23 protein-coding genes, 1 pseudogene and 1 other annotated feature are annotated in these 25835 nt (G+C 35.6%); of the genes and pseudogenes, 2 read left to right on the forward strand and 22 right to left on the reverse strand.

What is annotated here, in order from left to right:
• Nucleotides 1–28 precede the first annotated feature (28 nt).
• The 13 genes and pseudogenes from AN957_RS14660 to AN957_RS14715 form a co-directional block, all read right to left on the reverse strand.
• Nucleotides 29–1207: a DHH family phosphoesterase gene (locus AN957_RS14660; RefSeq protein WP_056684836.1), complete on the reverse strand. Its 1179-nt coding sequence runs from the start codon at nucleotides 1205–1207 to the stop codon at nucleotides 29–31.
• Between the two features lie 35 nt (nucleotides 1208–1242).
• A complete protein-coding gene (locus AN957_RS14665) occupies nucleotides 1243–4455 on the reverse strand; it encodes a DEAD/DEAH box helicase (protein WP_056684838.1) in 3213 nt (1070 codons plus the stop codon).
• Between the two features lie 117 nt (nucleotides 4456–4572).
• Nucleotides 4573–5607, reverse strand: a complete 1035-nt coding sequence (locus AN957_RS14670) for a DUF3231 family protein (protein ID WP_053476218.1) — start codon at nucleotides 5605–5607, stop codon at nucleotides 4573–4575.
• 142 nt (nucleotides 5608–5749) lie between these two features.
• Complete coding sequence (locus AN957_RS14675) at nucleotides 5750–6082, reverse strand: ArsR/SmtB family transcription factor (RefSeq protein WP_053476219.1); 333 nt, start codon at nucleotides 6080–6082, stop codon at nucleotides 5750–5752.
• Entirely contained in the window at nucleotides 6083–6508 is a 426-nt protein-coding gene (locus tag AN957_RS14680) for an SRPBCC family protein (RefSeq protein WP_056684840.1), read from the reverse strand.
• 152 nt (nucleotides 6509–6660) lie between these two features.
• Nucleotides 6661–7116: a GNAT family N-acetyltransferase gene (locus AN957_RS14685; protein ID WP_053476221.1), complete on the reverse strand. Its 456-nt coding sequence runs from the start codon at nucleotides 7114–7116 to the stop codon at nucleotides 6661–6663.
• 37 nt (nucleotides 7117–7153) lie between these two features.
• Nucleotides 7154–7879 (reverse strand): beta-ketoacyl-ACP reductase, encoded by a 726-nt coding sequence (locus tag AN957_RS14690; RefSeq protein WP_056684842.1) that lies wholly within the window; start codon nucleotides 7877–7879, stop codon nucleotides 7154–7156.
• Nucleotides 7880–8160: 281 nt separating this feature from the next.
• Nucleotides 8161–9390, reverse strand: coding sequence for an MFS transporter (locus AN957_RS14695; RefSeq protein ID WP_056684846.1), 1230 nt, complete (start codon nucleotides 9388–9390; stop codon nucleotides 8161–8163).
• 291 nt (nucleotides 9391–9681) lie between these two features.
• A complete protein-coding gene (gene argS, locus AN957_RS14700) occupies nucleotides 9682–11373 on the reverse strand; it encodes an arginine--tRNA ligase (protein ID WP_053476224.1) in 1692 nt (563 codons plus the stop codon).
• 48 nt (nucleotides 11374–11421) lie between these two features.
• Nucleotides 11422–11638, reverse strand: a binding site (T-box leader).
• Nucleotides 11639–11760: 122 nt separating this feature from the next.
• Complete coding sequence (locus tag AN957_RS14705) at nucleotides 11761–14016, reverse strand: ATP-binding cassette domain-containing protein (RefSeq protein WP_056684848.1); 2256 nt, start codon at nucleotides 14014–14016, stop codon at nucleotides 11761–11763.
• A 506-nt stretch (nucleotides 14017–14522) separates the two neighbouring features.
• The gene (locus AN957_RS14710; protein WP_380000813.1) at nucleotides 14523–15002 is read right to left on the reverse strand and encodes a GNAT family N-acetyltransferase; all 480 of its coding nucleotides are present in this window, start codon (nucleotides 15000–15002) and stop codon (nucleotides 14523–14525) included.
• 190 nt (nucleotides 15003–15192) lie between these two features.
• Nucleotides 15193–15437, reverse strand: a pseudogene (locus AN957_RS28570) (NUDIX domain-containing protein); the annotation flags it as partial.
• 49 nt (nucleotides 15438–15486) lie between these two features.
• On the reverse strand, nucleotides 15487–15903 hold the full coding sequence (locus AN957_RS14715) for an Rrf2 family transcriptional regulator (RefSeq protein ID WP_053476226.1): 417 nt from the start codon (nucleotides 15901–15903) through the stop codon (nucleotides 15487–15489).
• Nucleotides 15904–16166: 263 nt separating this feature from the next.
• Between AN957_RS14715 and AN957_RS14720 the strand changes: the two genes are divergently transcribed.
• A complete protein-coding gene (locus AN957_RS14720) occupies nucleotides 16167–16982 on the forward strand; it encodes an MBL fold metallo-hydrolase (RefSeq protein ID WP_053476227.1) in 816 nt (271 codons plus the stop codon).
• A gap of 179 nt (nucleotides 16983–17161) precedes the next feature.
• Here AN957_RS14720 and AN957_RS14725 read toward each other — a convergent pair whose 3' ends face one another.
• From AN957_RS14725 to AN957_RS14740, 4 genes are all read right to left on the reverse strand, one after another.
• Nucleotides 17162–17605, reverse strand: coding sequence for an SRPBCC family protein (locus AN957_RS14725; protein WP_053476228.1), 444 nt, complete (start codon nucleotides 17603–17605; stop codon nucleotides 17162–17164).
• 281 nt (nucleotides 17606–17886) lie between these two features.
• Nucleotides 17887–19173: a histidine--tRNA ligase gene (locus tag AN957_RS14730; RefSeq protein WP_056684855.1), complete on the reverse strand. Its 1287-nt coding sequence runs from the start codon at nucleotides 19171–19173 to the stop codon at nucleotides 17887–17889.
• Between the two features lie 264 nt (nucleotides 19174–19437).
• On the reverse strand, nucleotides 19438–20673 hold the full coding sequence (locus AN957_RS14735; RefSeq protein ID WP_053476230.1) for a CynX/NimT family MFS transporter: 1236 nt from the start codon (nucleotides 20671–20673) through the stop codon (nucleotides 19438–19440).
• A 252-nt stretch (nucleotides 20674–20925) separates the two neighbouring features.
• Nucleotides 20926–21498, reverse strand: coding sequence for a helix-turn-helix domain-containing protein (locus AN957_RS14740; RefSeq protein WP_053476231.1), 573 nt, complete (start codon nucleotides 21496–21498; stop codon nucleotides 20926–20928).
• Nucleotides 21499–21697: 199 nt separating this feature from the next.
• Between AN957_RS14740 and AN957_RS14745 the strand changes: the two genes are divergently transcribed.
• Nucleotides 21698–22135, forward strand: a complete 438-nt coding sequence (locus tag AN957_RS14745; RefSeq protein WP_053476232.1) for a GNAT family N-acetyltransferase — start codon at nucleotides 21698–21700, stop codon at nucleotides 22133–22135.
• A 170-nt stretch (nucleotides 22136–22305) separates the two neighbouring features.
• Here the strand turns inward: AN957_RS14745 and AN957_RS14750 are convergent, their stop codons facing one another.
• From AN957_RS14750 to tatA, 5 genes are all read right to left on the reverse strand, one after another.
• Nucleotides 22306–23244: a ring-cleaving dioxygenase gene (locus AN957_RS14750; RefSeq protein WP_053476233.1), complete on the reverse strand. Its 939-nt coding sequence runs from the start codon at nucleotides 23242–23244 to the stop codon at nucleotides 22306–22308.
• Nucleotides 23245–23275: 31 nt separating this feature from the next.
• Nucleotides 23276–23893 (reverse strand): nitroreductase family protein, encoded by a 618-nt coding sequence (locus AN957_RS14755; protein ID WP_380000820.1) that lies wholly within the window; start codon nucleotides 23891–23893, stop codon nucleotides 23276–23278.
• A gap of 283 nt (nucleotides 23894–24176) precedes the next feature.
• The gene (locus AN957_RS27775; protein WP_172797603.1) at nucleotides 24177–24320 is read right to left on the reverse strand and encodes a hypothetical protein; all 144 of its coding nucleotides are present in this window, start codon (nucleotides 24318–24320) and stop codon (nucleotides 24177–24179) included.
• 104 nt (nucleotides 24321–24424) lie between these two features.
• Complete coding sequence (locus tag AN957_RS14760) at nucleotides 24425–25432, reverse strand: ketoacyl-ACP synthase III (protein WP_053476235.1); 1008 nt, start codon at nucleotides 25430–25432, stop codon at nucleotides 24425–24427.
• Between the two features lie 199 nt (nucleotides 25433–25631).
• The gene (tatA, locus tag AN957_RS14765) at nucleotides 25632–25823 is read right to left on the reverse strand and encodes a twin-arginine translocase TatA/TatE family subunit (protein ID WP_053476236.1); all 192 of its coding nucleotides are present in this window, start codon (nucleotides 25821–25823) and stop codon (nucleotides 25632–25634) included.
• Between the last annotated feature and the right edge of the window lie 12 nt (nucleotides 25824–25835).

Here is a 25835-nt window from a genome sequence, read left to right on the forward strand (position 1 = left end):
ACTGAAGATCGCTTGGTTTTATCTTAATTTAGCTATTTTTCACTTCATTCATTAAATAACGAACGAATATATCATCTTTGACTAGCCATACAGCAAACTTTCTTTTTAAAAAGCTTTCGCCTTCTTCAAAGCTGGCAAAAAGCATTTCAATCTGTGCTTTATTTTCGGTAATAGCCCACTCTTGTTCATTTAGAGGATATAGAAGAAAGAGACTATCTTCTCGATCTTGGTATAATGACCCGAATGTAGAGCGTTTTAGATTAAATCGATTATGTCTAGCATCCTCCCTCAGCGGCTCTAGATGGAAAGTATCAATCACAAATTGTTTATAGGTCTCAGCTGTCAATGTACATCCCGATGCTTTTGCATGTCCACCGCCTCCGTATTTTCCTGCCACTTCGGATAAATCAATATGATCGTGAATCGTGCGAAAGCCTAACCTTTTTCCACCGATATTTATAATTGCAATATAGTCAAGATGAGGATATTCCTTTCCTAGCTCATTTCCTAGTTCTGAATGATAGGACTCAGCATACACAATTCCTGCGAAATGATCACCGATATGAGATTGAACAAGTTCTCTTCTTTTCCTGCGAATATAGCGTTCAATCTTGTCATCCTCCATATCAAGCAATTTCTTCTCAAATTCATCAAAGGAGAAAATATCATCCAACTGCAATCGCTGAATCATCTTATCCTCAAATTCTTCGATAGAGAGAAGATAAAAAAGTGCATTCAGCCGGCGTGCATGATGATTGTTGTTCTTCTCCCATTCCCAAGTATCGTACTGTCTAACTAGCTCAACAAATTCTGTTACAGTATTTGTTGGATTCAACTGTTGGTGTTTGATTAAGTAGTCATATAACAAAGATGTAGCTGAAGTTAATTTTCCCTCTTCATCTTCAACAACTACATGACCCCATTCATAATCATTCAAGGATAGGGATGTTTTATGATGATCGATTAATTGTACTTTCCCTTTATTTTGATAAAATGACTCTAGTCTTTTTTCATTTTCTTCATTAACTGATAAATCTGTAATTATTAGAAAGGTTTCTTTCTCATCATTTTCCAAAAACCATTCTACTTCCCGATTAAGAGCAGATACGGAATTATAGCGAATCTTCACATCATTGCCAAAGGCAAGCTTAGCCAAAATTCCACATCCAACTCCATCCAAATCATTGTGAGTCAATAGTTTATACATAGTATCACCCTTAAAGTAGTATGGTTATTAAATGATTATATATTCAGTATCTCTCGAATATCTGCTTCAGTTAAAGATGCAGTGTTCTTCTCAGAATCAATAATCTCATCTATTAAATCTTTCTTTTTTTCTTGCAGCTCATTCATCTTCTCTTCAATCGTACCACGTGATATAAGCTTAATTACCTGCACTGTATTTGTCTGACCAATACGATGGGCTCTATCAGCTGCTTGTTCTTCCACTGCAGGATTCCACCAAATATCATAAAGAATCACAGTATCTGCTCCTGTCAAATTTAGCCCTGTCCCACCAGCTTTCAAGGAAATGAGAAAGAGGTCCCTTTCTCCTTCATTAAAACGATGGCAGGTTTTTACTCGTTCCTCCGATGGCGTTTGTCCATCAAGATAAAAAAACGGCATATCTCGAATGGCTAATTCTTTTCCGATGAGTTCCAGCATTTTCGTAAACTGAGAAAAAATTAGGACTCTTCTTCCTGAAAGCTTTGATTCCTCAATAATTTGCATAAGCTGAATAAACTTTGCGGAATCTCCCTTATAGTCGTCAACAAACAAGGCAGGGTGACAGCAAATTTGTCTTAACCTTGTCAATCCAGCCAGTATTCTAATTTTATTTTTTCGTAAAGTATCTTTGTTCAAATGCTTAAGTGTGTCATGTCTTAATTTTGCTAAATATGCTGCATAGAGCCGCTTTTGATCAGGCAGCAGCTCAGCTGATTCTGTTGACTCGATTTTATCAGGAAGCTCTGACAGGACATCCTCCTTCATTCTGCGCAACAAAAATGGTCGGACTCTTCGGGCAATCGTTTTTCTTGATAGATGACTATATTCTTTTAAACCCTGGAACAGCTCAGGAAAAACGACATGAAAAATAGACCACAATTCTTCGATCGAATTCTCAATCGGTGTACCTGTTAATGCGAAGCGATGATTTGCCTGAATTTTTTTCACGGCACGTGCTGTTTGTGTGATCGGATTTTTAAATGATTGAGCCTCATCAAAAAATACGGTATGAAAGAATTGTTTTTCTACCCATTTGATGTCCCTTCTCACTAACGGATAGGAGGTAATGACAACATCCAAACCTAGTATATTTTTTTGTAATTGAACTCTTTCTGTTTTCGTCCCATCTATGACAACAGCTTGAAGCTCAGGTGCAAATTTCATCATTTCATTCATCCAGTTATATGTTAAAGAGGATGGACAAACAATAAGTGCCGGTTGCTTCTTTTCACGAATAACTGGAAGCTCAGATAAAATAAATGCTATGCTTTGTATTGTCTTTCCAAGCCCCATATCATCAGCTAAAATTCCGCCAAATCCATAATTTGCAAGTGCCTTCATCCATTTAAATCCAGTCTTCTGGTAGTCACGTAATTTCGATTGTAAATGAGCAGGAACATGAAAATCGAAGCTCTCAGGATTAGTTAATGTTTCAAGAAAATGTCTAAATGATTCCTCCAACGTCAATAGTTTACTATCTCCAATGGAGTCGATAAGTTGGATCCCTCTTACAATGGGGACATTTAAACCACTTTCAAGATCCTCATTTTGAACAGGAAGTGCATGAAGAAAACGCTGAATTTCTTGATATTCCCTTGTTTCTAATGAGAGCAGCGATCCGTTTCGCAAACGGTAATACTTTCGCTTCTCTTCCAAAGCGGAAAGAAGCTCCCGAATTTCTTTCTCAGAAACACCATTCATTTCAAATTTGAATTCAAGCCAGTTGGTTCGTTCTTTTTTCAATTTAACTCGGACCTGAGGATGTGCAGCCTCTCTGAAAATTCGATTCTTAACTGCAGTAGTTGCATAAACTTGGACATGCTTTTGTAATTTCGGGAGGATATGAGTTAAAAATTCATACTCTAGTTCCTCATTATGCAGGAAGAATCCACCTTCTGTTTTCGTAAATGAACTGTCTTCCAACAGTTTTAAAATGGCATCCTCTTTTGCATCATCTCTTATCAGTAAAGATGTCGTCAGTACTTCTTGCTCATCGGACGGGTTGATGACTATATGTTCATAATGGAATTCTAGTCCAGCAAGTAAACGATTCTTCACACGATCCAAATACAGCTTAGCAATTAAAGGTGTCTTCAAATACTGCTTTGTAATTGACTCCGTTATTTGGACATATCCTAATCTCTTCAGACCAGGAACTACTTTTTCAATAAAAAAATCAATTTGGTCTCGATGAATGGGAATTTGATTCGTACCGGATGCATCGAGTATATTCTTCAGTTCATAAAGTCGGTTACAATCGTCACTTTTTAACTCTGTAAACTTTCCTTTTAGTAAAACAGAACGATAGGCATGAAGGATGATCATTTGATTCAAGCCCTTGATCCTTAACATATAGCTTTTATCGTCGGCTCCTTCAAAGTGAAATTGTAATGGCAATGTTTTATCAGATAATCGAAATCCTTCATATAATGTTCCGTCATAGGATAGTTTAATCGAAGGCGCTCTTGTGAATAGAGGAAGTAGTTTCTCCCATGATGTTGGCGGTATTAGTAACATTTCATTGCTGACTTTATTATTTAATTCGTCTGACAAACTTTTTCTATACACGTCTTCAACTTTGACAACTTCAATTAGCTGTCCGATTACAGCATCTGATTCCCTATGAAAACAATGATAATGTGGATTAAATGTAAATGCATTAGAAAGAAAGCTTGGTCTTCCTTCTTTAATATTCACTAAAAATTCACGGATATTTTTCACCTGAGTTGTAGCAATGGCTATTTCAATTCCTAATAATATGTTGCTCTTATCAATAGAAACAGGTCTACAAATAAAATCTGCTTCAATGACTTGTCTATTTTCAAAGTGTCTCTGATGACCGCTTGAACGGACAATTTTGTCACTAAAAATGGACATCATTTCTTCAGTGAGCCCATGATTATTTCCTGAATCTGATTGGGGCTTTTTTGAAGGGATCGCTCTATTACGTTGATGTTCCGAGATTGCAATCAATACTGCTGCTATATGCTGACAATCCTTATCGAAAGAAGCTAGCTTTGGACAGCTGCATTCTGTAAAGTACTCATTATTTTTTTCTTTTTTTATTGTTACAAAAAAGTTTTCATTCCCAGCAACGATTGCTTTGCAGCCATTTGAATCATGATGTTCAAAACTTACTTTATTCGCACGATAAAAAGCGTCTCCTCGTTTATAGGAGACGATTCCACACATATCTGTAATGATTTTCTGATTTAATTTTATATACAAATGCCCTCACCCTTCGTACCTGCTTTCTCTCTATTCACCTAAAGATTCCAATTAATAGTCTTCTCATTTGATTTTACAATAGCACTTAATACAAGATGATGCCATTAGAGAAGCCTACTATTCAGATGCTAATTTTTTTCGATCAACAGCATAGGGAGGCTGCTCCATCCAACCCTTCTCAATCATTATTTTTGCTGCTTTTTCAACAAATACTCCAATCTTCATAAATGACTTCGTATAAAGCAAACCGATATCATGTCTCCCATTTACTGCTATTGAATTGCCAAACGCTCTAATTTTCATTGAAAACATATCCACCTTATGAAATAACATTAATTTATCCGAAAATGGAGAGAAAGTAGATTTTGTCACTAAATCATCTAGAAATGATGGTGCAGGCAAATTTTCCATATGCAGTACTTTCATGTAACTTTCAATATTTTTTGCTGTTAAATCTCTTCCCTTTTCAAATAATTCTCTAATTTGCTCATCCTTAACAACTTGTGCAAATGCCATAATAAGAGCTTTACTTGTTACATTATTTTCAATATTATCATAGAAATGGGCAATTTCTAATGCATGCAATGGCCGCACATGTCCAAAAAAGCCATTTAAAAAATCGCTATCAACAAATTCAGCTTTATCTGGAACAGGAATAATAGGCGGCTTTATGATAAATCCCTTATTCATTAATAGTTCTTTGATCTGCTCCATCAAAGTAATTGTGCAATTCATGCAATAAATAAAAAATTCCTTCACATCCTTTCTAAATACAAGTGGTATGGCAATATTATAAATACTCATTCCAGCTTTTGCTGTATATTTTAAATAATGCACATAAAATTCATCTTCAAACAATCTTGGGGCGCCTAGGTTGACATCATCTTTACCAAAACCAATTGGAATAGGGAAATTTTCCTTGTTAAATATTTCAGTTGTTATTTTCATGAATTCATTACATAATTTCAATGCATTTTCTAATAATGTTCTAATATCAGGATCCTTCACATGTTGGAGATAGTAGCTTATTATACATTTTGACATGCTGTTCCCCATATAAGTTGCCCACAGTTTGCCCATTTCTGCTGATCCTAGCTTTTCCTTAAGGCTTGTTTTAGTTGTACCTAGTTTAATCGGCTTAATGGTTTGCAAGATAACATCTCCTTCGCCTGATTTTTTGATAGTATTTTCCTCTATTCAAAATATATTCTCGAGGTATCTTGATACACTTCAAAAAACCATTTTATAAATAAAAAGACCGACAATTGTCCTTGTCGGTCACTCTAATTAAGGTTCATTCTTTTTTCTCTTCTTTTTCAACAAGATATTTAAGCATAGATAATTTGTTGTTCCAAAATTTCTCATAGTATGATAGCCAGTGTTGAACTTCTTCCAATGGCTCGGGATTCAACTGATAAATTTTTTCTCTGCCTTCTTTTCGCCCATAAACTAGTTTTGCTTCTGATAGGACATGTAGATGTTTGGCAATAGCTGTACGGGTCATCGGAAAATGTGCTGTAATTTTTGAAATAGGCATTTCCTTTTGAGAAAGCAGCCTTAGAACCTCTCTGCGTGTAGGATCAGCAATCGCTTGAAATACATCATAGTTTTGTGCTGCTTGAGACACTTAGCTCTCAACAACCTTTTTAAGCTTCTCTGTAATTCCAACCCAGCCTTGATTCATACGATCGCGAATAACTGATGCTTGTTCACCCGCTTTTGGTACAACAGCGTCCACTTCTTTCCATCCGCCATGAATGAGAGTAAACTCCGTTTTACCACCCAAATCTTTCAAAATAAATGAAACAATCCATCCATCTTTATCCCATGAAAAGGAGAGTCGGTTGGGTACATCTAGTTCTAACACCTTGCATGGGGATGGTCCAAATGGTGATTGAATATGAAATTCATGACCTACCTCAGGTTGAAAATCATTTGGCATAAACCATGAAGCAATCCCTTCTGCATTTGCAACTTTATCCCACACCTTTTGAATCGGCGCCTCAATAATTACTTTTTGTTCGATATCTTTTACTTTTTTTTGATTTGACATATTTACGCTCCTCTAAGTAGAAAATATAACACCTTTTGGTTTCACTTATAATAATATAACACCTTTTAGTTTCACGTCAAGCTGTTTTATATTTTACCTAAAATGTCCAAAATAGTACAAAAAAGGAGCTTAGATGCAGCTCCTTTATAAGTCTATTTTATTTTTTTCATAAAAGAAGATAGAGATAACTGGCTATTTATAACAGTTTCTCCCGTTTTTACAAAGCCGAATTTTTCATAGAAATGAATAGCTGGTATATTTTTTGAACCAGTGGACACTATTAATGTTTTAATCCCCATAGCATTTCTTTCGATATACTCTAAGAGCCCCTTTGCAATTCCTTTTCGAAAATGGGATGGATGTACCATCAGTCTGTGAATATCAATGATGTCCTTTTCACACTTAAAAGAAAGGACACCGCTTAACTCTTCATTTATGTAATATCCAATGAATGTTTCTCCACAATGCATTAATGCAGGGATCGAATCCTTTAAAGGCGGGATATCAAAATAGCCGATTATTTCAGCTTCTATCTCATATGATGGAATTTGAATGTTCATTACATTTTCAGCATTCCGTTTATTAGTAATCTCAATTTTTTTAATCATTGCTCTTCCCCCTCTTATATACCTATAACTAATTAAATTATTTCATCATTCCTCCATCAACACTTAATACATGCCCATTAATAAAATCAGATTCATCTGAAGCGAGGAATAAATAAGCATTAGCAATATCTTCTGGTTTCCCTAACCGGCTACTCGGTGTGATTAATTTTATTTGCACAAGAATATGTTCGGGAATCGTGCTAATCATATCAGTCTCGATAAAACCTGGTGCAACTGCATTTACATTTATTCCTTTTCTCCCTAATTCTTTTGCCCATGTTTTCGTTAATCCAATAACACCTGCTTTGGCTGCAGAATAATTGGTTTGCCCAAAATTCCCTCCAACCCCTGCAACAGAGGAAGTATTGATGATTTTCCCCTTTTCTGCCTCAAGCATGTATGGAAGAACTGCTTGTGTACAATGAAAAACACCAGTTAGATTTACATCAATCACTTTTTGAAAATCCTCTATCGTCATTTTTTGTAAAGTTGCATCCCTTGTAATTCCTGCATTATTAATTAAAATATCGATTTTACCAAATACCTCTATTACATCTCGGATCACGTGATCAACACTTTCACGATTAGCCACATCGGCTTGGAAAAATAAAATGTTATGTCCATTTTCTTGTTCTTTTCCCGCTTTATCATTATAATCGACAATTGCTACATTTGCCCCTTCTCTAGCAAAAAGCTTAACAGCTTCTAAACCTATGCCACTTGCACCACCAGTAATAACAGCTGTTTTCCCTTGTAATCTCATATAAACCACCCTTTAAAAGTCAAAATTCAGAATTTACACAATTCTAGTTTACCATACTTATAAAAAAAGATTGTGATTAAATGTTAGAAGATTTTTGTACGTCTACTAAAAATAATTCACTCATAGCTACCGTTAAAACGTAAACAGGAATATCAAACAAATATAACAGAAAATGCTTGGAAATTATCCAAGCATTCTTTGTTCATTCACAATCAACCGTGATTTCGCTTACGAATTGATCTAATATACCCGTTTTCCATACATAAATTAAACAATTTGACTTAAGAAGCTTTTACCTTGTTAGACTCTAAAGATGCTCCATTCCCTTGAATATGGAGATAATAAAATCCATAAATAGCTGAAAACAGTAATAAACTCCCCGACAAAATGTAAACTAATCGAACACCGATTAGGTCTGTTAAAACGCCAATTCCAATAACCGATAAAATAAAAATAAGCTGGACTAGCGTTGATCGTGCAGCTAGGATTTTTATCAATGTTTGATCATCTATACTATTTTGAAACATCGTCTCCTGTGCTAAGTCTCTTAATTGATACGCTGGACCCATTAAGAGAACTAGCACTAATGCTAGATACGGGGTAGAAACAAATCCATAAAAAAACGTGAGCAGCCCAAATAAGAAAGAACCTGCAAGCATAAAAAGAGTTAAGCGACCTTGCATCCATTTTGAAAATCGAAAGACAAGTAAACCTCCTATAATAGTACCTAGATAATACCCGCCATTAATATATCCCCACCACATTTCTCCTTTTCCTAACGCTTCCTTTGCAAAGGTTAAAGTGACAGCACCTATCCATATCGTTCCAACCCAGGCTTCCATTAAATCCATGATAACTAAGATTCTTAACCCCTTATGTTGAAAAAGATGTTGCCATCCGCTCGTGATTCTTGCTAAAAATCCGTCTTGAGATTGAATAGTAACTGACTTTTGTACCTTCACTAATAATAAACTGACGATTGAAGTGATTAGTAGTCCAAATGTGAAGGCTAAGGTTGTATCTTTCCCAAAAAATGCAAGCAACACGCCGCCAAATGTCCATCCTGCAAATAAAAAAGTTTGATCCACACTGGAAATGAGGCTATTTGCCTTCACCCTCGTACTTTCATGGACAATCGATTTTACTAAAGTGCTTTTAATTGGAGAAAAAAATCCATTAAAAAATGAAATACTAGCTAATACCATAAAGACAATTACTAATATAGTCGTCGTCAGTTCTATTTGAAAAAGGATAAATAATCCCGCAAGCAACAGGAGTTGACTTATCTGAGCAAACATCAATAAATGTGTAGGCTTATATCGATCTGATACGGCTGGCAAAATAAGCCCGCTACCCATCCTTGCGATGAAACTTACTAAGGTGACCGCTGCTGACAATGCAGTAGAGTCCGATTCATTATAAAGATGTAATACAACAACCATTGTATATAAAGCAAATCCGAGATTCGTTGAAGTTTGACTGACTAATAAAGCATAAAAGGATCGGTTCAATGGAAAACTCCTCTTCTATTAAGTGAAAATTGTCTCAGTTATTGAATTCACCTGTGTCCTTATTATCCCCCACATATCGTTTGATCGGTCTCCTGGCATTGCATGTGGATTGATTAGTAACTGAGGATGATTATTATTTTTATATGTCTCCTATCTATAAATGAAGCAAATGTGAATATCATAAGAACAAAAAGGATGAGAAACCAAATCATACAATTCACACGCCTTATTTTTCCATTTTATCATAGAATATGATTGTTTTGATAACTTAGTTATTTTCTTTAGTTACGTTTACATTTCTTTTGGTGCTTCAATTCCTAATAGTCGTAAGCCCTCTTTTAGAACAATTTGAACTGCGAAAACGAGTGATAATCTTGCTTGTTTTCGCTCATGATCATCTAAAATGCGAACTGATCCATAGTATTTATTAAATGCCTTGGAAAGTTCGAGTACATATTTGGCAATTTGTGATGGATCATATTCATTAAAGGCACGCTTAATTACGACTGGAAAAGCCATGAGATTCTTTATTATTGACCATGCTTCATCATCGGTAATGTCGGCAAACTTCTCATTACTTTCCTCATATTTCCCCTTTTTCAATATGGAAGATGCACGTGCATGTGTATATTGAACATATGGACCGGTTTCTCCTTCAAATCTCAACATATCTTCAATAGAAAATTCAATATTATTTAATCGATCGTTTTTTAAATCATGGAATATGACGGCACCGACGCCAACCTGACGAGCAACCGTATCTTTATATTCCAGCTCTGGATTCTTCATAATAATGTTTTTCTTGGCTATATTAATCGCATCAATTAAGACTTGCTCCAATAATACAACTTTTCCTTTTCTTGTTGACATTTTCTTACCATCCTTTAACATCATTCCAAAAGGAATATGCATAAGTCCTTCATGCCATGTATAACCCATTCTCATTAATACTTCGAATAATTGCTTAAAATGGAGTGTTTGCTCATTCCCTACAACATATAGTGACTTAACAAATCCGTAATGATTTTGCCGATAAATTGCTGCTGCTAAATCACGGGTTGCGTAGAGAGTGGTTCCATCTTTTTTCTTAATTAAACAAGGAGGTGAATCATTGTTTATTTCTACTATTTTTGCTCCTTCTGATTCTTTTAATAACTGCATATCGTCAAGCAGGTGAACTACTTGCTCCATTTTATCATTGTAAAAAGCCTCGCCATGAGTTGAATCAAAGTTCACACCTAATAATGTATATATTTTCGAAAACTCTTTCAATGATTCATCTCTAAACCATTTCCATAATTCTAAAGCTTCTTCGTTTCCTTCTTCTAGCCTCTTAAACCACAGTCTCCCTTGATCATTTAAATCAGTATCCTGTTCAGCCTCTTCATGGAATTGAATATACAATTTTAACAGCTCTTTGATCGGATTTTGTCTTACCTTTTGCTCTTCACCCCACTTTTTATAGGCTACAATTAACTTTCCAAACTGCGTGCCCCAATCACCTAAGTGATTTATTCTAATTGGCTTATACCCACATTTTTCAGACAAGAGTGCAAGTGCGTTCCCAATTACTGTGGAACGTAAATGTCCCATTGAAAAAGGTTTTGCAATGTTTGGGGATGAAAAATCAATTGTTATAACGTTCTGATTGCCAATGTTTATATCTCCATACTTTTCTTTTCTTGAGATGACTTCCTGAATAATTCGTGAGGATACTTCACTTTTATTTAAAAATACATTGATATAGCCACTAGCTGCTACTGCATTCTGGAAACAGTTTGACAGCTCTACGTTTTGTACGAGTTCAAGTGCTATGTTCTGTGGTGACTTACGGTAAATATTAGCCAATTCAAAACAAGGAAAGGCTAAATCACCCATATTCGCAAATTTAGGTATTTCAATCATATTCAGTAACTTACTTTTCTTTAAATGATCTTTTAATTGATCGTATAGAACATCTGCCAATGCCATTTTATAATCCATTTCTCTTTCCTCCTCAAAATAAAAAAATCCCGTCTCTTTTTCCTAAGAAAAAGAGACGGGATTCCTATTAACCCGCGGTACCACTCTACTTGTTTTATAAAAACCACTCTATTTGATAACGGGGTTCACCCCGACTTCCCCTAAGACGTGTATTCAGGAAAGCATCTCCAAAGTGCGGTTCACTTTTTGCTCCGTGATCAGGCTTCCACCATCCCTGACTCGCTTTGCCGTTACAAAAAACTACTCTCTTTGTCATTGATTTTTAAGAAGTATTTTAAATCATTATAGCCATTCTTATATAAATTGCAATACTTATTTGTATATTTAAAAAACCACTTGATAAATAAGTTATGAATCCCATCCATTTCAAAAGTAGAAATTATTGCATTAGTTTAGATATTTTCCTGTGATCGACTGCTCCTTATTGATAATCTGCGAAGGTGTGCCTTCGAACACCACCTGGCCACCTTTGCTGCCTCCGTCCGGTCCCATATCGATGATCCAATCCGCTTGGCTGATAACATCAAGGTTGTGCTCGATAACGATTACCGTATTACCCGCCTCCACAAGCCGTTTCATGATCTCAAGAAGGTGACCAATATCTGACATATGAAGGCCAGTCGTAGGCTCGTCCATCACGTAGATGCTGCCCTTTTTATGCAACTCACTTGCTAATTTGATGCGCTGGCATTCACCGCCTGAGAGCGTGCTGAGTGGCTGACCAAGTGTAATATAATCCAGCCCCACATCACTTAACGCTTGGAGCTTGCGCACGACCTCTTTCAGCTGAAAGTAATTCAAAGCCTGCTCCACAGTCATCTCCAGCACTTCTGCAATTGACTTGCCGTTCAGCTTGTATGCGAGCACCTCTTCTTTGAACCGTCTTCCATCGCATACCTCGCATGGCAGCTTTACACTGTCGAGGAATGCAAGGTCTGTATACACTACACCCAGCCCTTGGCAGTTCTCGCAAGCCCCCTTGGAGTTGAAGCTGAACAAGCCTTGATTGACCTTGTTCTCGGAAGCAAATGCCTTGCGCACATCATCCATAATACCCGTGTAGGTTGCGGGATTCGAGCGTGTTGACACTCCTACCGCTGATTGGTCAATGACGATCGCATCCGGATGCTGGCCAAGGAATACTTTGTTAATCAGCGTACTCTTGCCCGAACCGGCAACACCCGTAACAACTGTCAGCACTCCAGTTGGAATATCTACACTCACATTCCTGAGGTTGTGCATTGTTGCATCCTTGACAGACAGCTTGCCGGATGGTTTCCTGCAATCATGCTTCAACTGAAGCGGCCTCCTCATATGAGTGCCTGTCAAAGTACCTGCCTCCAGCAAACCTTGAAAGCTTCCTTCATACACAATGGTGCCGCCACGGCTGCCTGCATGGGGTCCGACGTCGATGATATGATCCGCCAACTTGATCACGTCGGGATCATGCTCGACAACAATCACAGTATTGCCCTTGTCGCGCAGCTTTTGAAGCAATTCATTTAACCTGTGTACATCACGGGGATGCAACCCAACGCTAGGCTCATCAAAGATGTAAGTGACATCCACTAGGCTTCCGCTCAGATGCTTTACCATCTTTACGCGCTGCGACTCTCCTCCAGACAATGTATCAGTCTCACGGTCAAGAGTTAAGTAGTCTAGTCCGATATCTACCAAATGCTGCAGCCGCTCCATTAGCGACTTGACAACTGGAGCGGCCGTCGCGTCGACAATCTCCCGAACGACGCGGATGAGCTGTCCGACCTCCATGGACGACATCTCCGCAATGTTGAGTCCATTAATTTTGCAGCTAAGCGCAGCCTGACTGAGCCTTGCTCCGTGGCAGCTGGGGCATGGACCCTCAGAGATGTACGGCGCAACAGCTTTTTGTGTACGCTCGGATTTGGTCTTCACATCCCGCTTGATGTATTTGTTAGTGAACTTCTCGATAATTCCTTCTACTGTAATATTCGTTGCCTTCCCTGCGAAATCCATCTTCACTTTTCTTGCTTTGCCATACAGTAGCTGTTTCAGTTCTTCATCCGAATAATCGCTCACCTTCTTGTCAGGATTGAAGAAACCTGATTGCACGATCATCGACCAATCCCATCCGCTCACCTTATAGTCAGGCAGCATAATTGCCCCTTCATTCAACGACTTTGACTTATCCAGCGCCATGCTCATGTCTACTCCTAATTTCCTACCGATCCCGTTACATTCGGGACACATGCCTTGAGGATCGTTAAACGAGAACATGTTCGCTTGACCAATATAGGGCTGACCCGCTCGGGAGAAGAGAAGGCGGAGAATAGGAGAGATATCGGTAATCGTGCCCATCGTGGAATGGGAACCACCACCCAGCCGCTTCTGATCTACAATAACAGCCATGCTTAGATTCTCGATCGCGTCCGCATCTGGCTGCGGATAGCGGGGCAGGAAATTACGCACAAACATGCTAAAGTTCTCATTCAGCAATCTCGTGGATTCAGCGGCAATTGTATCAAATACAATGGAAGACTTGCCTGATCCAGATACCCCCGTGAAGATTGTGATCTTCCGCTTGGGAATACGTAAGGATACATTCTTGAGATTGTTTTCCCTTGCAGCCGAGATTACGATATATTCCTGATTAGATTCACTCATGATTACCATCCTTCCGATTGTGTTATTCTACTTTTTATCGCATTGTACCATACATCGTGCATAGAAAGTCTGGCAAACTTGCCAATGTTATTGTTCTATTCAGGGAGTGATCCGATTGCTTTTTGGAAAACTCATAGTGTAATCAAAAATGATAAATTGTATATGTAAAGCTTAGACAAGGGCGATCATCTTTAACCATAAACCAAGTACGTACTTGTTCCAAAATAAAACGGCTGCAAGTACATGCGGCCGTTTTGCTTTCATTCATCAAGCAGGATGCATCAGCAGTACCCGCTAAATTATATTGGTTAAAATTGAATTTTACAAATATTACGGTATTGTTACAAGATTTAGTGTTCAATTTTTTTAATCAATTGATGTGATAAAACCTCATTAACAAGTGCTATAGCCATTCCTGGGATACTATGTGCCATCCATATTGTTTTAATTTCAGTTTCGATCATTTTTATTTGTAATTCAAATCCCCTAGTTATATCCAAGATGCATTATTTAGCTGACCACTCATATTGAATATCAGGTAAGTTTTCTTCATTTTCATACCCTCTGCCTATCATTTCAAATCCATGCTTTTCGTAGAATCGTTGAGCTTTTTCATTTACTTCGAATGTGTACAATGTTAATCTTCCACTTGATTGTGCTTTTACTCTATCCAACAAGGTTTGGCCGATACCAATACCTTGAAACTCTATATGTATGTAGAGTTGATTTATTTCTCTATCATTATATGCAATCATTCCAACAACTTTTTCATCGATAAGCGCTAAGTCTACTTGAAAATGATCAGTTAATATATGATTTAAAAAATATAAGTGATTGTCAAAACTATGAGTTTCTTTCTGACCAATCGCCAGTTCCTTGCATTCTCGCCACATTTCCACCGTTTGTTTTGCATACTTAGGAATATATTTTATAATTTTGATATTGTTTTGTTTCACTTTCAGTCCTCCACAATTTTTTTGTATCATCCCAAAAAATATCATTAATAAAAAATACTCATTTTCATAAAGCACATTGGAATTAAATATTTTATTTGGCGCTTTTCTTTCCTCCCGCTGATCTAGCTTTTACGAATGATCATCCATTTAGAATCAAATAATTAATAATAATAAATTTATTATCTAGATTTCTTTATTTTTTGATCATAAGCTGGGGAGATTAACTCTCATTACCGCTTCCAGTAAACTCTACATAAAAGGGCTGATAACGATCATCCAAACAGTATTCTATTCTTTGTCTAAAATTCTTCCAAGTTACCATTTTACCCAAAAACAATGTATTACAGATTGATCGATCAAAGTTTTGAAAAATACCACAAAATTTGGTCACTTCAATTTCTATGCCCGATTCTTCTTTTGTCTCCCTGATTGCTGCTTCCTAAGTGATTCCCCTTCTTCCAATCGCCTATTTACAGACTTTTAATATTATAAATATTATAAAAAAGAGTCATTATTATAATGTTTCTTTATTGATTTGGTTTGCAATATCAAGAATTAATCTGCTGTTTAATTCTTCTTTCATCTTTTTTTCTGCCTCGATCATTACATTTTCAATTAAGCAATCTCCATTTTGTAAATCTTCATGATCAAAAGAACAATTAAACAAAGATGTCTTTCCTTCAATTGCATGTATAACATCTAAAAAAGTGATTTCATTAGACTGTCTTACAATGCTATATCCACCCTTTACACCAGGGATGGATTCAATTAATCCTGCTTTCACAAGTTTTGTTAAAATCTTAGATAGATAAGTTGGTGAGAGATTTTGAATTTTGGCTAATTGTTCTACACCAATCGTTTTTCCCTTTGGTTGTAAAGTTAAATAAACCATAGTGTGTAATGCATAATTTGTGGCTCTTGAGTATTTCATCACTTCTCTCCTTTATAAATACATTAAAGACCTTTAAAGACTGTAATTGATCTTAAAATAAATAAAAAAAAATATCAAGAGAATTCTATTATTTCTAATAATCACTGTTTGATTTTGCTGCAAAAGTTCTAGTTCAGCGAAAATACGGACAATCGCTAAAGTCCAACACTTCATAATTTTACCAATATTTTTAAATAATAATGAATTTTCGTTCATTTTGCGTTAGAATTTATCAAAAGGGAGGTTATGGGGAGGTTTCATTTTTGTTATTAAAGAGAAATTTTAAACAGCAGACAATAAATGGGGTTCAAATCGGAAACGGTACAGTAGCATTTCGAGGGGTACATTTAAATGTTCATTGTTTCGTTGTTGATGGTGTTTTAATTGATACGGGAGCAAAATCATTAGAACAGCAATTTATGTCATTTTTTAAACAACAGGATATTAATCAAGTGGTGGTCACGCATTTTCATGAGGACCATACAGGCTGTGCTGCCATTTTACATAAAGAACTCCAGTTACCTATTAATATGAGTGATAAAATGCTTGATTACTGTAAAAAGAAGCCAGATTATCCCATGTATCGAAAATTATTTTGGGGGAAACGAAGTCCATTCTATGCAATGGCAATCGGAAAAACCTTTTCATCCCGAAATGCAATATGGGACGTCATTGAAACACCTGGTCATTCAATTGACCACTTAGCTTTTTTAAATCGTGAAACCGGTCAACTATTCACAGGTGATTTGTATTGCCAGGAAAAGACAAAGGTCATTTTACGTGAAGAAAGTATTCCAACGATCATTGAATCTCTGAATAAAATATTAACCTATAACTTTGATGATGTGTTTTGCAGCCATGCTGGCTACTTAGAGAATGGGCGAACTGCTTTACAAAAAAAGCTAGATTATTTGTTAGATCTCCAAGAAAAGGTAATCAAGCTCCATACTGATGGATTGACACCAGACCAGATTAACAGCACACTTTTTCCAAAAAAATACCCCATCACCTTGTTTTCTTCAGGAGAATGGGATTCCATACACATAATAAACTCGATTGTTCAGGTTAAGATCAGTTAAATCAATATTAATGAATGTTAGGAAATCCAAATCAATTAAAAGCCTGGTTTCTTGCTTACTTTTAAGAATTTAGGCTTTTTTCATTTTTTCTACAACAAGCCTGCTAATTAAAATATAATTCCAATGTTAAAATTTAATCATTCTTTTTCATGATATTATTCTTCATATTCTATCGATACTTAATTGAGCATGGAAGCCCTCAAATTATTAACATCATTCTCTAAGTAACTCTTTAAACAAGATAACATATATACCCAACCTCCCTTTTGACCTACCATTTTATTTACTAGTTCAGGATCCTCTTTTTTAAAACCTGATTCGCATACTTCTATAGTTGTACTCATCTTATCTAACTCATTTAATGTAATTGTTACCACCGTTTCTTCATCATGTTCTGCTCCCCATGTAAACACGATATTCTTGTTTGGATCTACTTCTAAAACATGTATAATTCCTTCCGCTCCGTATTCATCATATTTCAAAGTAATCATTCTTCCTTGTTCCCATCTCTCAGAACTTGAAGAAAACCAAAAGTTTCCTATTTCCACTGGATCAACTATCGCTTCAAACACCTCTTTTGCAGATTTATTTATTTTAAACTTTGTTGTTATTTGTGTATCCATTATGGATCAACCTTCCTTCAAATATATTTTTATAACCCAAGTTTAGAAGAATATTTATGTGGTCTTTTTATTTAGCTAACCATATCTTTCTTGGATAAAAAAGTCATACCTCTATAGTATGACTCCCAAAAAAATTTTTCTACTATTAAATTTATGACACTTAACCTAACAAACCAAAAAATCTTGTCGAAATGATTACAAAAATAATATAGTTGTTGGTTGTAAAAAAAATCTCCCTACAGGATCACTTTTAACATTAATGAAGTTTCCGATCAATATACCTATTTTTTAAACATAAAATCTTCATTTTTTTCTTCACCAGATCCCATATCTTTTATTTTAAATTGATTATTTTTGACTTCATCTTCACCGATTATAATGACGTTACGAACTTTTTCCTTGTTTGCTTTATCAAGTGCTTTACTAATCTTCTTATTACCCAACTCTAACTCAACATTATAACCTTTAGTCCTTAAATAACTTGCCAGCAGTAACGATTCTTTCTTTGTATTTAATGGGATGATATAAAAATCCACATTCGAATTTTCCAGAAAAATATTGCCCGATGACGTAATAGCGGAATAAATAACATCTAATCCGAACGATATTCCAACTGTAGAAAAGCTTTCATTCGTCCCCATCAGTCCTCCGATTGCATTGTCATATCTTCCGCCACTTCCAATACTAGACTTTATTAATTGATCTGCTAAAAAAATTTCATAAATAGTACCAGTATATATTTCTAACCCCCTTGCTAAAAATGGATTAAATACACATTGTCCATTAATATCAAGATATTCCAAATACATATCTAATTCCTTTAACTCTTCTAGTCCTTGTTTAACAAGATCATTTTTTTTGGAGGCTGGCTCAAAGTAGCTATAATTTTTATTATTTTTATCAATCAAAAATTGTTCGATCAATTTAATAGTTGAAGCTTGTAATCCTAGTTTAGTGAGCTCAGAAAGTACAGCTTCTAATCCTACTTTTTCAAGTTTATCAAGTATTAGTACTACTTTATTGATCTGTTTATTATCTGTTTCAAAGAATTCGAGCATTCCAGTCAATAATTTTCGATTGTTATATTGAATGATTACATTCAATTCAAGTTTTTTAAAAGCATCTAATGCCATTTTCATTAATTCTGCCTCTGCTATTTGAGACTCGACTCCAACAATATCAACGTCACATTGAGTAAACTCGCGGAACCTACCAGCCTTTATGGGACCATCTCGAAATACTTTCCCAATTTCATATCGCTTAAAGGGCATCCTAATTGCCGGATTCATTGCAACAACCTTTGCAAAAGGGATTGTGAGATCATATCTTAAAGCAAGGTCTCTTTCTCCTCTATCTGATAATGTATACATTTCCTCTAAAATTTCAGCTCCTCCGCCATACTTTGAAGCAAGTAATTCAGTATAATTCAAAATGGGTGTTTCCAGAGGCTTGCAGCCGTATTGGACAAACGTCTCTTCTAATATTTTTGTAATTTCCTTCCTTACCATTTCAGCATTTGGCAAGTAATCTTGTGTACCCTTTACATTTTGAATATTCATTTTTCTCATTTTCAGAACCCTCCACTATTTTTTTGAAAATAAAAAACCGCACTTGATGTAAGTGTTGAACTTAATCAAATACGGTTTAATGATAAATAGCCTTCCTATTAGCGATTCTTTTAAAATCGTATAGCAAGGCTAATCAATATGATGATGTAATTGAGACAATGAAATTAACTTTCTTAAAGTAAACATTTTATCCACCTCTAATTTCCAATTAATTTATCATATTTATAGATAAACAGCAAATAATTAATGAATAAATTTTTTATATTATTTACCGATAAATCGATCTCTAGCAGCACCTAGTCCGCATATTAAGAGCAAAACTGAAGCACCAACCAAGATAAGAAGTGGGATCGTCCAGCTACTGGTTGCATCATGTATATATCCAAAGAGCGTTGGACCAATAGCTGCAAGCAGGTAACCGACTGATTGTGCCATTCCAGAAAGCTCTGCTGCTTGATGTGAATTTTTTGTACGCAAGCTAAAGAACATCATTGCTAAACTAAAGGCAAAGCCCCCGCCAATACCAAATAATATCACCCACAAAACAATTAAACTTGAACTGCCGTATAGCAATCCTAGCGTTCCAGCTAATAATAAACCTGACGTAATGGTAACTAAGGAACGTTGACTGGACATTCGTCCAGCGATGACGGGAACGATAAATGTAAATGGGAGCAAAGCTAGCTGCATAATAGTAAGCAACCAGCCAGATCGATCTGAACTTATTCCTTGTACCTTTAAAATTTCAGGCAGCCACGCGATAAGGACGTAAAACAACATGGACTGTAATCCCATAAACAATGATACTTGCCAAGCTATTGCGGAAGTCCATACATTTACTCTACTGTCATCTGTTTTTATATGAATATTGGCTGCATTCCGATTTCGACGTTTCATTTGCGGCAGCCAAGTTAAAATGGATACAAAACTTAAAAAACCCCATATTCCCAATGCACCTTGCCAGCCAAATCCTAAATGAATGGCAATTGGTACACTAATACCAGAGGCAATTGCTCCAAGTAGGTTCATAGAAATGGAATACACACCCGTCATTAAGCCAATTTTTGTCGGGAACTCTCTTTTTATAAGACTTGGCAACAATACGTTACAAACGGAAATAGCTAAACCTATGACAGCTGTACCAATATATAAGGTTGCTACTCCAGAAAGAGAACGCAAGATAATTCCAAGTGTAAGAATAATGAGGGATGCTAGAACAATAGGTTCCATTCCAAATTTTCGTCCTAACCTAGGGACAATAGGTGAGAAAAATGCAAAAGCAAGTAATGGCAATGTCGTAATCATTCCTGCCAAAGTATTTGAAATATGCATTGAATCCCTAATAAAACCTACTAATGGCCCTACCGAAGTTAAAGGTGAACGTAAATTAGTTGCAACAAATATGATTCCTATGATCATTACCCAAAAGGCTGATGATTTACGGCCATTTGGGGCTGTCTTTATTTCCTGTTCGATCGTTGCTTGATTTGTTGTATTCATGGTGTTTCCTCCAGTTACATGGAATATCTCTGTGCCTCTACTTTATATTTAATAAAGTATCATTTTCAGTATTCCAGTTGATAGTCGTAAAGCAAAATATATTTTAACATGTTTTTTGTATACTATAATATATCATTTGTAAATTGTCTATGTTTTTATATTCTCATCCCGATTCTATGAATTTCAAAAGAATAACCCCCTATCCTTTATATTGATAGAGGGCTAATCAACGTTTACAATGTAATATAATGATTAAACGCTATATTTTAATATGATATGGAGAACTACAACTTCGTTTGAATCATTAGTATAAGAATGTTCCCCATCTGCACGGAAACTAATTGAATCATATTGGTTTAAAATGTAGGATTCATTATTAACTTGAATTAAAATGGTCCCTGACATGACTGTTGCTAATTCTGTCGTATTCTGGTGATGTTTTTCTGGATAGTATGAGCTATTTGGTTGTAAATAAGCCCGATACATTTCCATTTCATTATTCGTATGTTGAAAAATTGGCTCAATTGCCCAGTTTTTCTCCTCTCCAGAAATTCTTAATCCTTTTCCAGCACGGGACAGATTCACACTACTATCCTCATTAGAAAATAATGACATGAGTGGAATCGATAAGCTTTTCGAAATCTTCCATAACATTCCTATAGTTGGGTTTGTTTCTCCGCGCTCAATGTTTCCTAGAGTTAGCTTACTTACTCCCGATAATTCCGATAAATCTTCAAGACTCCATTTCTTTTCTTTACGGAGTTTTTTAAGTACAGCTCCGACTTGTAATACGACTTGTTTTTGTTCATCCGGTCCTTTATTCATTTTATCCTCACTTTAAATTGTTATTAAAAACCCAAAACACATAAAAGTAATTACTTATATTATAGTTTACTCAAAATAAGAAACAAACCTTTACCCTTTAATAAATACAGCTTTTTATTTAAGCAGGATTAATAGAATGAACCTAGAATTATTTAATACAAAGTTCCTATCATTCATGTAAATAAGCGGGAGGTACAGCATGATTGAAATTAGAGAAATAGAGCCAGAGTTGACGTACATTATTAGACATTCCGTATTGCGCCCCCACCAAACGATCGAGGACTGCAAATATGACACTGACCACGGGAATGGTGCCTTTCATGTTGGAGTCTTTTATCAAAAAATACTAATAAGTGTTGGATCATTTTGTATCGAGAAAAATCCTGATTTTCAAACGGAAATGCAGTATCGGCTAAGAGGGATGGCAACTCTCGAGGAGTTTCGAAAGTTAGGTGCAGGGAGATCGCTTATTTCCTATGCGGAAAATTCAATTAAATCGCAAGGCTTTGACCTGCTATGGTGCAAAGGAAGAACAACAGTACAAGCATATTATTCTAAATTAGGTTTTGAAGTTCATGGGGAAGTTTTTGACTATCCCCCTATTGGTCCACATATTATTATGGTTAAACAATTGTAAATACATTAAAAGCAACATCTATTTTAAAGATGTTGCTTTTTAACATTCTAGTTATGGTTTAAAAACAATTAACTTTCCAGATTCACTTACTGTAATTAAATCTTGGGCATCACTTTTTCCGCTTAATGGGATGTAAAAATTTCATTTCCTAAATATACGATTGTTTATATTTAATCTAACTCTCTCACTTCAATAGGAAGGATAATTTCTTCAATTTTTTCTCTATGTGGCTCATATTGGCTAGGCAACATTAATTGTTCACCCATTGTTTCTTCCGGTTCATCATGAGCAAATCCTGGAGGATCTGTAGCAATCTCAAATAAAATTTCTCCATGTTCTCTAAAGTAAACGGCATTAAAGTAATTTCTGTCTTTCACAGGTGTAACCCCATAGCCAAAGCCTTCAACATATTTCTTCCACTCTAATTGATCTTGGTCGCTACTTGCTCTCCATGCAATATGATGGACTGTTCCAACACCCATTTGACTTCGGCCAGCTGTCGACAATTTTAAATCAATAATATTTCCAATCTCACTTGTAGATTGATAACGGACAAGATCATTTTCTTTCCCTATTCGCTTGAGTCCCATGACTTTCTCTAGTGCTTCAGCTGTTTGTTCAGGCTGTTTTGAGAAAAGCGTTGCTCCGCCAAAGCCTTTAATTGCAACATCTGGTTTCACATCTCCGAAAGCCCAAGTATTCTCTTCCCCACCTTCTCGTTCAACAATTTCCAGGTGAAGTCCATGTGGATCATCAAATTGTAAATATTTCTCTCCAAAACGCTCTGTTTTAGTATATAGAATATTGAACTTTTCTAATCTCTTTTCCCAAAATTCCATTGCACCAATTGGGACTACATATGAAGTGACTCCAACTTGCCCATCTCCGATTTTTCCTTTGTAAGCATTTGGCCAAGGAAAAAATGTAATTATCGTTCCGGGTTTTCCTTCATTATTACCGAAATAAAGATGATATGTACCCGGATCATCAAAGTTTACTGTTCTTTTTACTAAGCGCAGTCCTAGTACCGCTGCATAAAAATCTACATTTTCTTGCGGGTGGCCAACAATTGCTGTTATATGGTGGATCCCCATCGTTTGTTTTTTCATTATTTTTCACTCCTTATTAAAATCTAGAATTTTAGATGTAAGTGACGAATTCACTAACAGGCTTTCGATAGCCTCTAGGTTTTCTGCTTGAAACCTTTTCTTTCCCGATTGTAATCATCAAAACAACCTCATATTGTTCATCGATCTTCAATAAACCCCTTATCTCCTCTTGATTAAATCCAATCATCGGACATGTATCCCACCCTTTTTCCTTAGCAGCTAACATAAATAGCATGGCTGATAGCGATGCATTTCTGATAGCCTCGTCTCGTTGAAATACTTCGCCCCTTGTTTCATAGAATGAGACTGTATCATTAACCATATGATCATATTCTTGCTTATTTACTATTCCTAATAGCTGTAATCCTTCATAAATTTCAGGAGCCTGCTGATAAGCTTTTTTATCACCAACTACAAAAATAACTGCAGAAGCACTTGAAACCTTATACTGTCCATTTGCTGCTTTCCTAACTTTTTCTTTCAAATCAGGGTCTACAACAGTTACATATCTTGTATGCTGTAAATTAAAGGCCGATGGACCAAGCTTTACTAATTCAAAAATTTCATTTAATTCTTTCTGTTCAATTACTTGATCTGTTAAAAAGTTACTCGCTGATCGTCTATCCTGTACCAAATTTACAAAATCCATTTCCATTCTCCTCGTAATAAAAGTTTGTTATTTCTTATAAAATAATTCGTATAAAGAAGGTTAATCTTCAAGAACTATGTATAAAACAATATCTTTATTTAAAATATCTTTAATTCAAAATAATTTTATTACTTATATTTACTCTAGTCAATAACTTTTTGAAAAAACATATTTCAATTATTTATTTTATTAGCATTTTCGGCTCTATTTTCCAATCAAATCTATCATCAACTTTGAACAAATGAAAACCAGTTAACTAAAAGGTCAACTGGTTCAATAATTATTACTTTAAATCAACTTTGGGATTCGTATTAAATTTTCCATTTTTATTTTCTTTCTCGTGCCCGTGAATTTGATCTCCACCATTTCCCTTTTCCTTTACTATCTTTCCGCCTAAACTAACATTTTGAAAGTCCTTTTCTGTCAAAATATTCACCCCCAATAATAATAAAATGTCCATAAACTATAAATATTATCGAAGGAAGTGAAAGCTTTGTGAATACACAATGTTTTTATAGACTAAAAATAATATCAAAGAGGTCTAGGTGTATTCTTTTGCTCATCTAAATTGATTTCTAAAAGTTGTCCCGCGTGAACCAAACCAGATCCAAAACCATACATTAACACTCGATCTCCATTTTTAACTTTTCCAGTACGAATTCCTAAATCAAGAGCTAATGGAATGGTTGCTGCAGACGTATTTCCAAAGTTGACTAAACTGTAAAGTGTTTTTTCTATAGGGTATTCTAATTTTTCACAAATCGGTTCAATCAACCTTAAGTTAGCACTATGAGGGATAAACCAATCAATTTGATCTATACTCATTTGTGTTTTTTCCAAAATCATCCTAACACTATCGGGAATATTCCTAACAACCCAACGAAAAACTTCTCTCCCATTCTGTACAAGAAATTGGGTATCAATTAATTCAATTCCATTAACCTTTTTTGATAACCCAGAGCGGTATACATGCTGGGAGCCGCTCCCATCACTTCCAAGATGGAATCCAGTGAAGCTTTTTGATTCTTCATCTCTTTCAACTAACACTGCACCAGCTCCATCACCAAATAAAATACATGTACTTCTATCTGTATAATCAGTAATTTTCGAAAGTGTATCTGCACCAATCACTAATACCTTTTTGTGAAGACCACTGGAAATTAAGCTGTGAGCAGTATGCAATGCATATACAAATCCAGCGCAAGCTGCACTTAAATCGATTGCTCCTGTTTGAGAAATTTTTAACTGATTTTGGATGATACTTGAAACTGAGGGGAATGGAAAATCTGGTGTACTTGTTGCTACTATAATCATGTCTACATCTTCAACTTTTTTATTGAATCTGTACATCAAATCCTTTACAGCAGATACACATATATCACTTGTAAATTCATCTGGACGGGTTATTCTGCGTTCATGAATGCCTGTTCTTTGTATAATCCATTCATTATTCGTTTCGACCATTTGTTCTAGCTCAAAATTTGTTAATTTTTTTTCGGGGACAAATGTCCCTATTGCTGTAATTCTTGCCCCTATCATCAATTACACCTCAGATCCTTTTTAGAAGTTAGTTATAGTATCTAGTACTAATTATAGCTAATAATTTTGAATAAAAGCAAATATTTTCCTTTGTTTCTATCCTTTAGGACAATAACATGGTTGTCCTAAACAAAAAAACACCCCTTTAGGGTGCTTTCTAATTTGCGTAAAGTCATAACAAAATGAATTCATTAATCGCTTATGAATTTTCTTTTTTACTTGTTTTAAGACTTTCCTCTTCATCATCGATGATCGAGGTAGCCGTCCGTTTGAATTCAGATAATGTTTTTCCAAAAGCAGATCCGATTTCTGGAAGTTTTTTTGGACCAAAGACAATTAGTGCTATGATTAGAATCAATAGTAAGCCAGGGATACCTATATTTGATAACATATTTGCCCCTCG

The organism is Cytobacillus solani (assembly GCF_001420595.1).
In the GTDB taxonomy this organism is placed as follows: Bacteria; Bacillota; Bacilli; order Bacillales; family Cytobacillaceae; genus Cytobacillus; species Cytobacillus solani.

Bases quoted from the DNA above. Each gene is read 5' to 3' on its own strand.
- AN957_RS14660 (WP_056684836.1), bottom strand. From the start codon at position 1,207: ATGTATAAACTATTGACTCACAATGATTTGGATGGAGTTGGATGTGGA.
- AN957_RS14680 (WP_056684840.1), bottom strand. From the start codon at position 6,508: ATGTCAAATCAAAAAAAAGTAAAAGATATCGAACAAAAAGTAATTATT.
- AN957_RS14685 (WP_053476221.1), bottom strand. From the start codon at position 7,116: ATGATTAAAAAAATTGAGATTACTAATAAACGGAATGCTGAAAATGTA.
- AN957_RS14690 (WP_056684842.1), bottom strand. From the start codon at position 7,879: ATGAGATTACAAGGGAAAACAGCTGTTATTACTGGTGGTGCAAGTGGC.
- argS (WP_053476224.1), bottom strand. From the start codon at position 11,373: ATGGATTATAAAATGGCATTGGCAGATGTTCTATACGATCAATTAAAA.
- AN957_RS14705 (WP_056684848.1), bottom strand. From the start codon at position 14,016: ATGAGTGAATCTAATCAGGAATATATCGTAATCTCGGCTGCAAGGGAA.
- AN957_RS14710 (WP_380000813.1), bottom strand. From the start codon at position 15,002: ATGATACAAAAAAATTGTGGAGGACTGAAAGTGAAACAAAACAATATC.
- AN957_RS14715 (WP_053476226.1), bottom strand. From the start codon at position 15,903: ATGAAATACTCAAGAGCCACAAATTATGCATTACACACTATGGTTTAT.
- AN957_RS14725 (WP_053476228.1), bottom strand. From the start codon at position 17,605: ATGGATACACAAATAACAACAAAGTTTAAAATAAATAAATCTGCAAAA.
- AN957_RS14730 (WP_056684855.1), bottom strand. From the start codon at position 19,173: ATGAGAAAAATGAATATTCAAAATGTAAAGGGTACACAAGATTACTTG.
- AN957_RS14735 (WP_053476230.1), bottom strand. From the start codon at position 20,673: ATGAATACAACAAATCAAGCAACGATCGAACAGGAAATAAAGACAGCC.
- AN957_RS14740 (WP_053476231.1), bottom strand. From the start codon at position 21,498: ATGAATAAAGGACCGGATGAACAAAAACAAGTCGTATTACAAGTCGGA.
- AN957_RS14745 (WP_053476232.1), top strand. From the start codon at position 21,698: ATGATTGAAATTAGAGAAATAGAGCCAGAGTTGACGTACATTATTAGA.
- AN957_RS14750 (WP_053476233.1), bottom strand. From the start codon at position 23,244: ATGAAAAAACAAACGATGGGGATCCACCATATAACAGCAATTGTTGGC.
- AN957_RS14755 (WP_380000820.1), bottom strand. From the start codon at position 23,893: ATGGATTTTGTAAATTTGGTACAGGATAGACGATCAGCGAGTAACTTT.
- AN957_RS14760 (WP_053476235.1), bottom strand. From the start codon at position 25,432: ATGATAGGGGCAAGAATTACAGCAATAGGGACATTTGTCCCCGAAAAA.
- tatA (WP_053476236.1), bottom strand. From the start codon at position 25,823: ATGTTATCAAATATAGGTATCCCTGGCTTACTATTGATTCTAATCATA.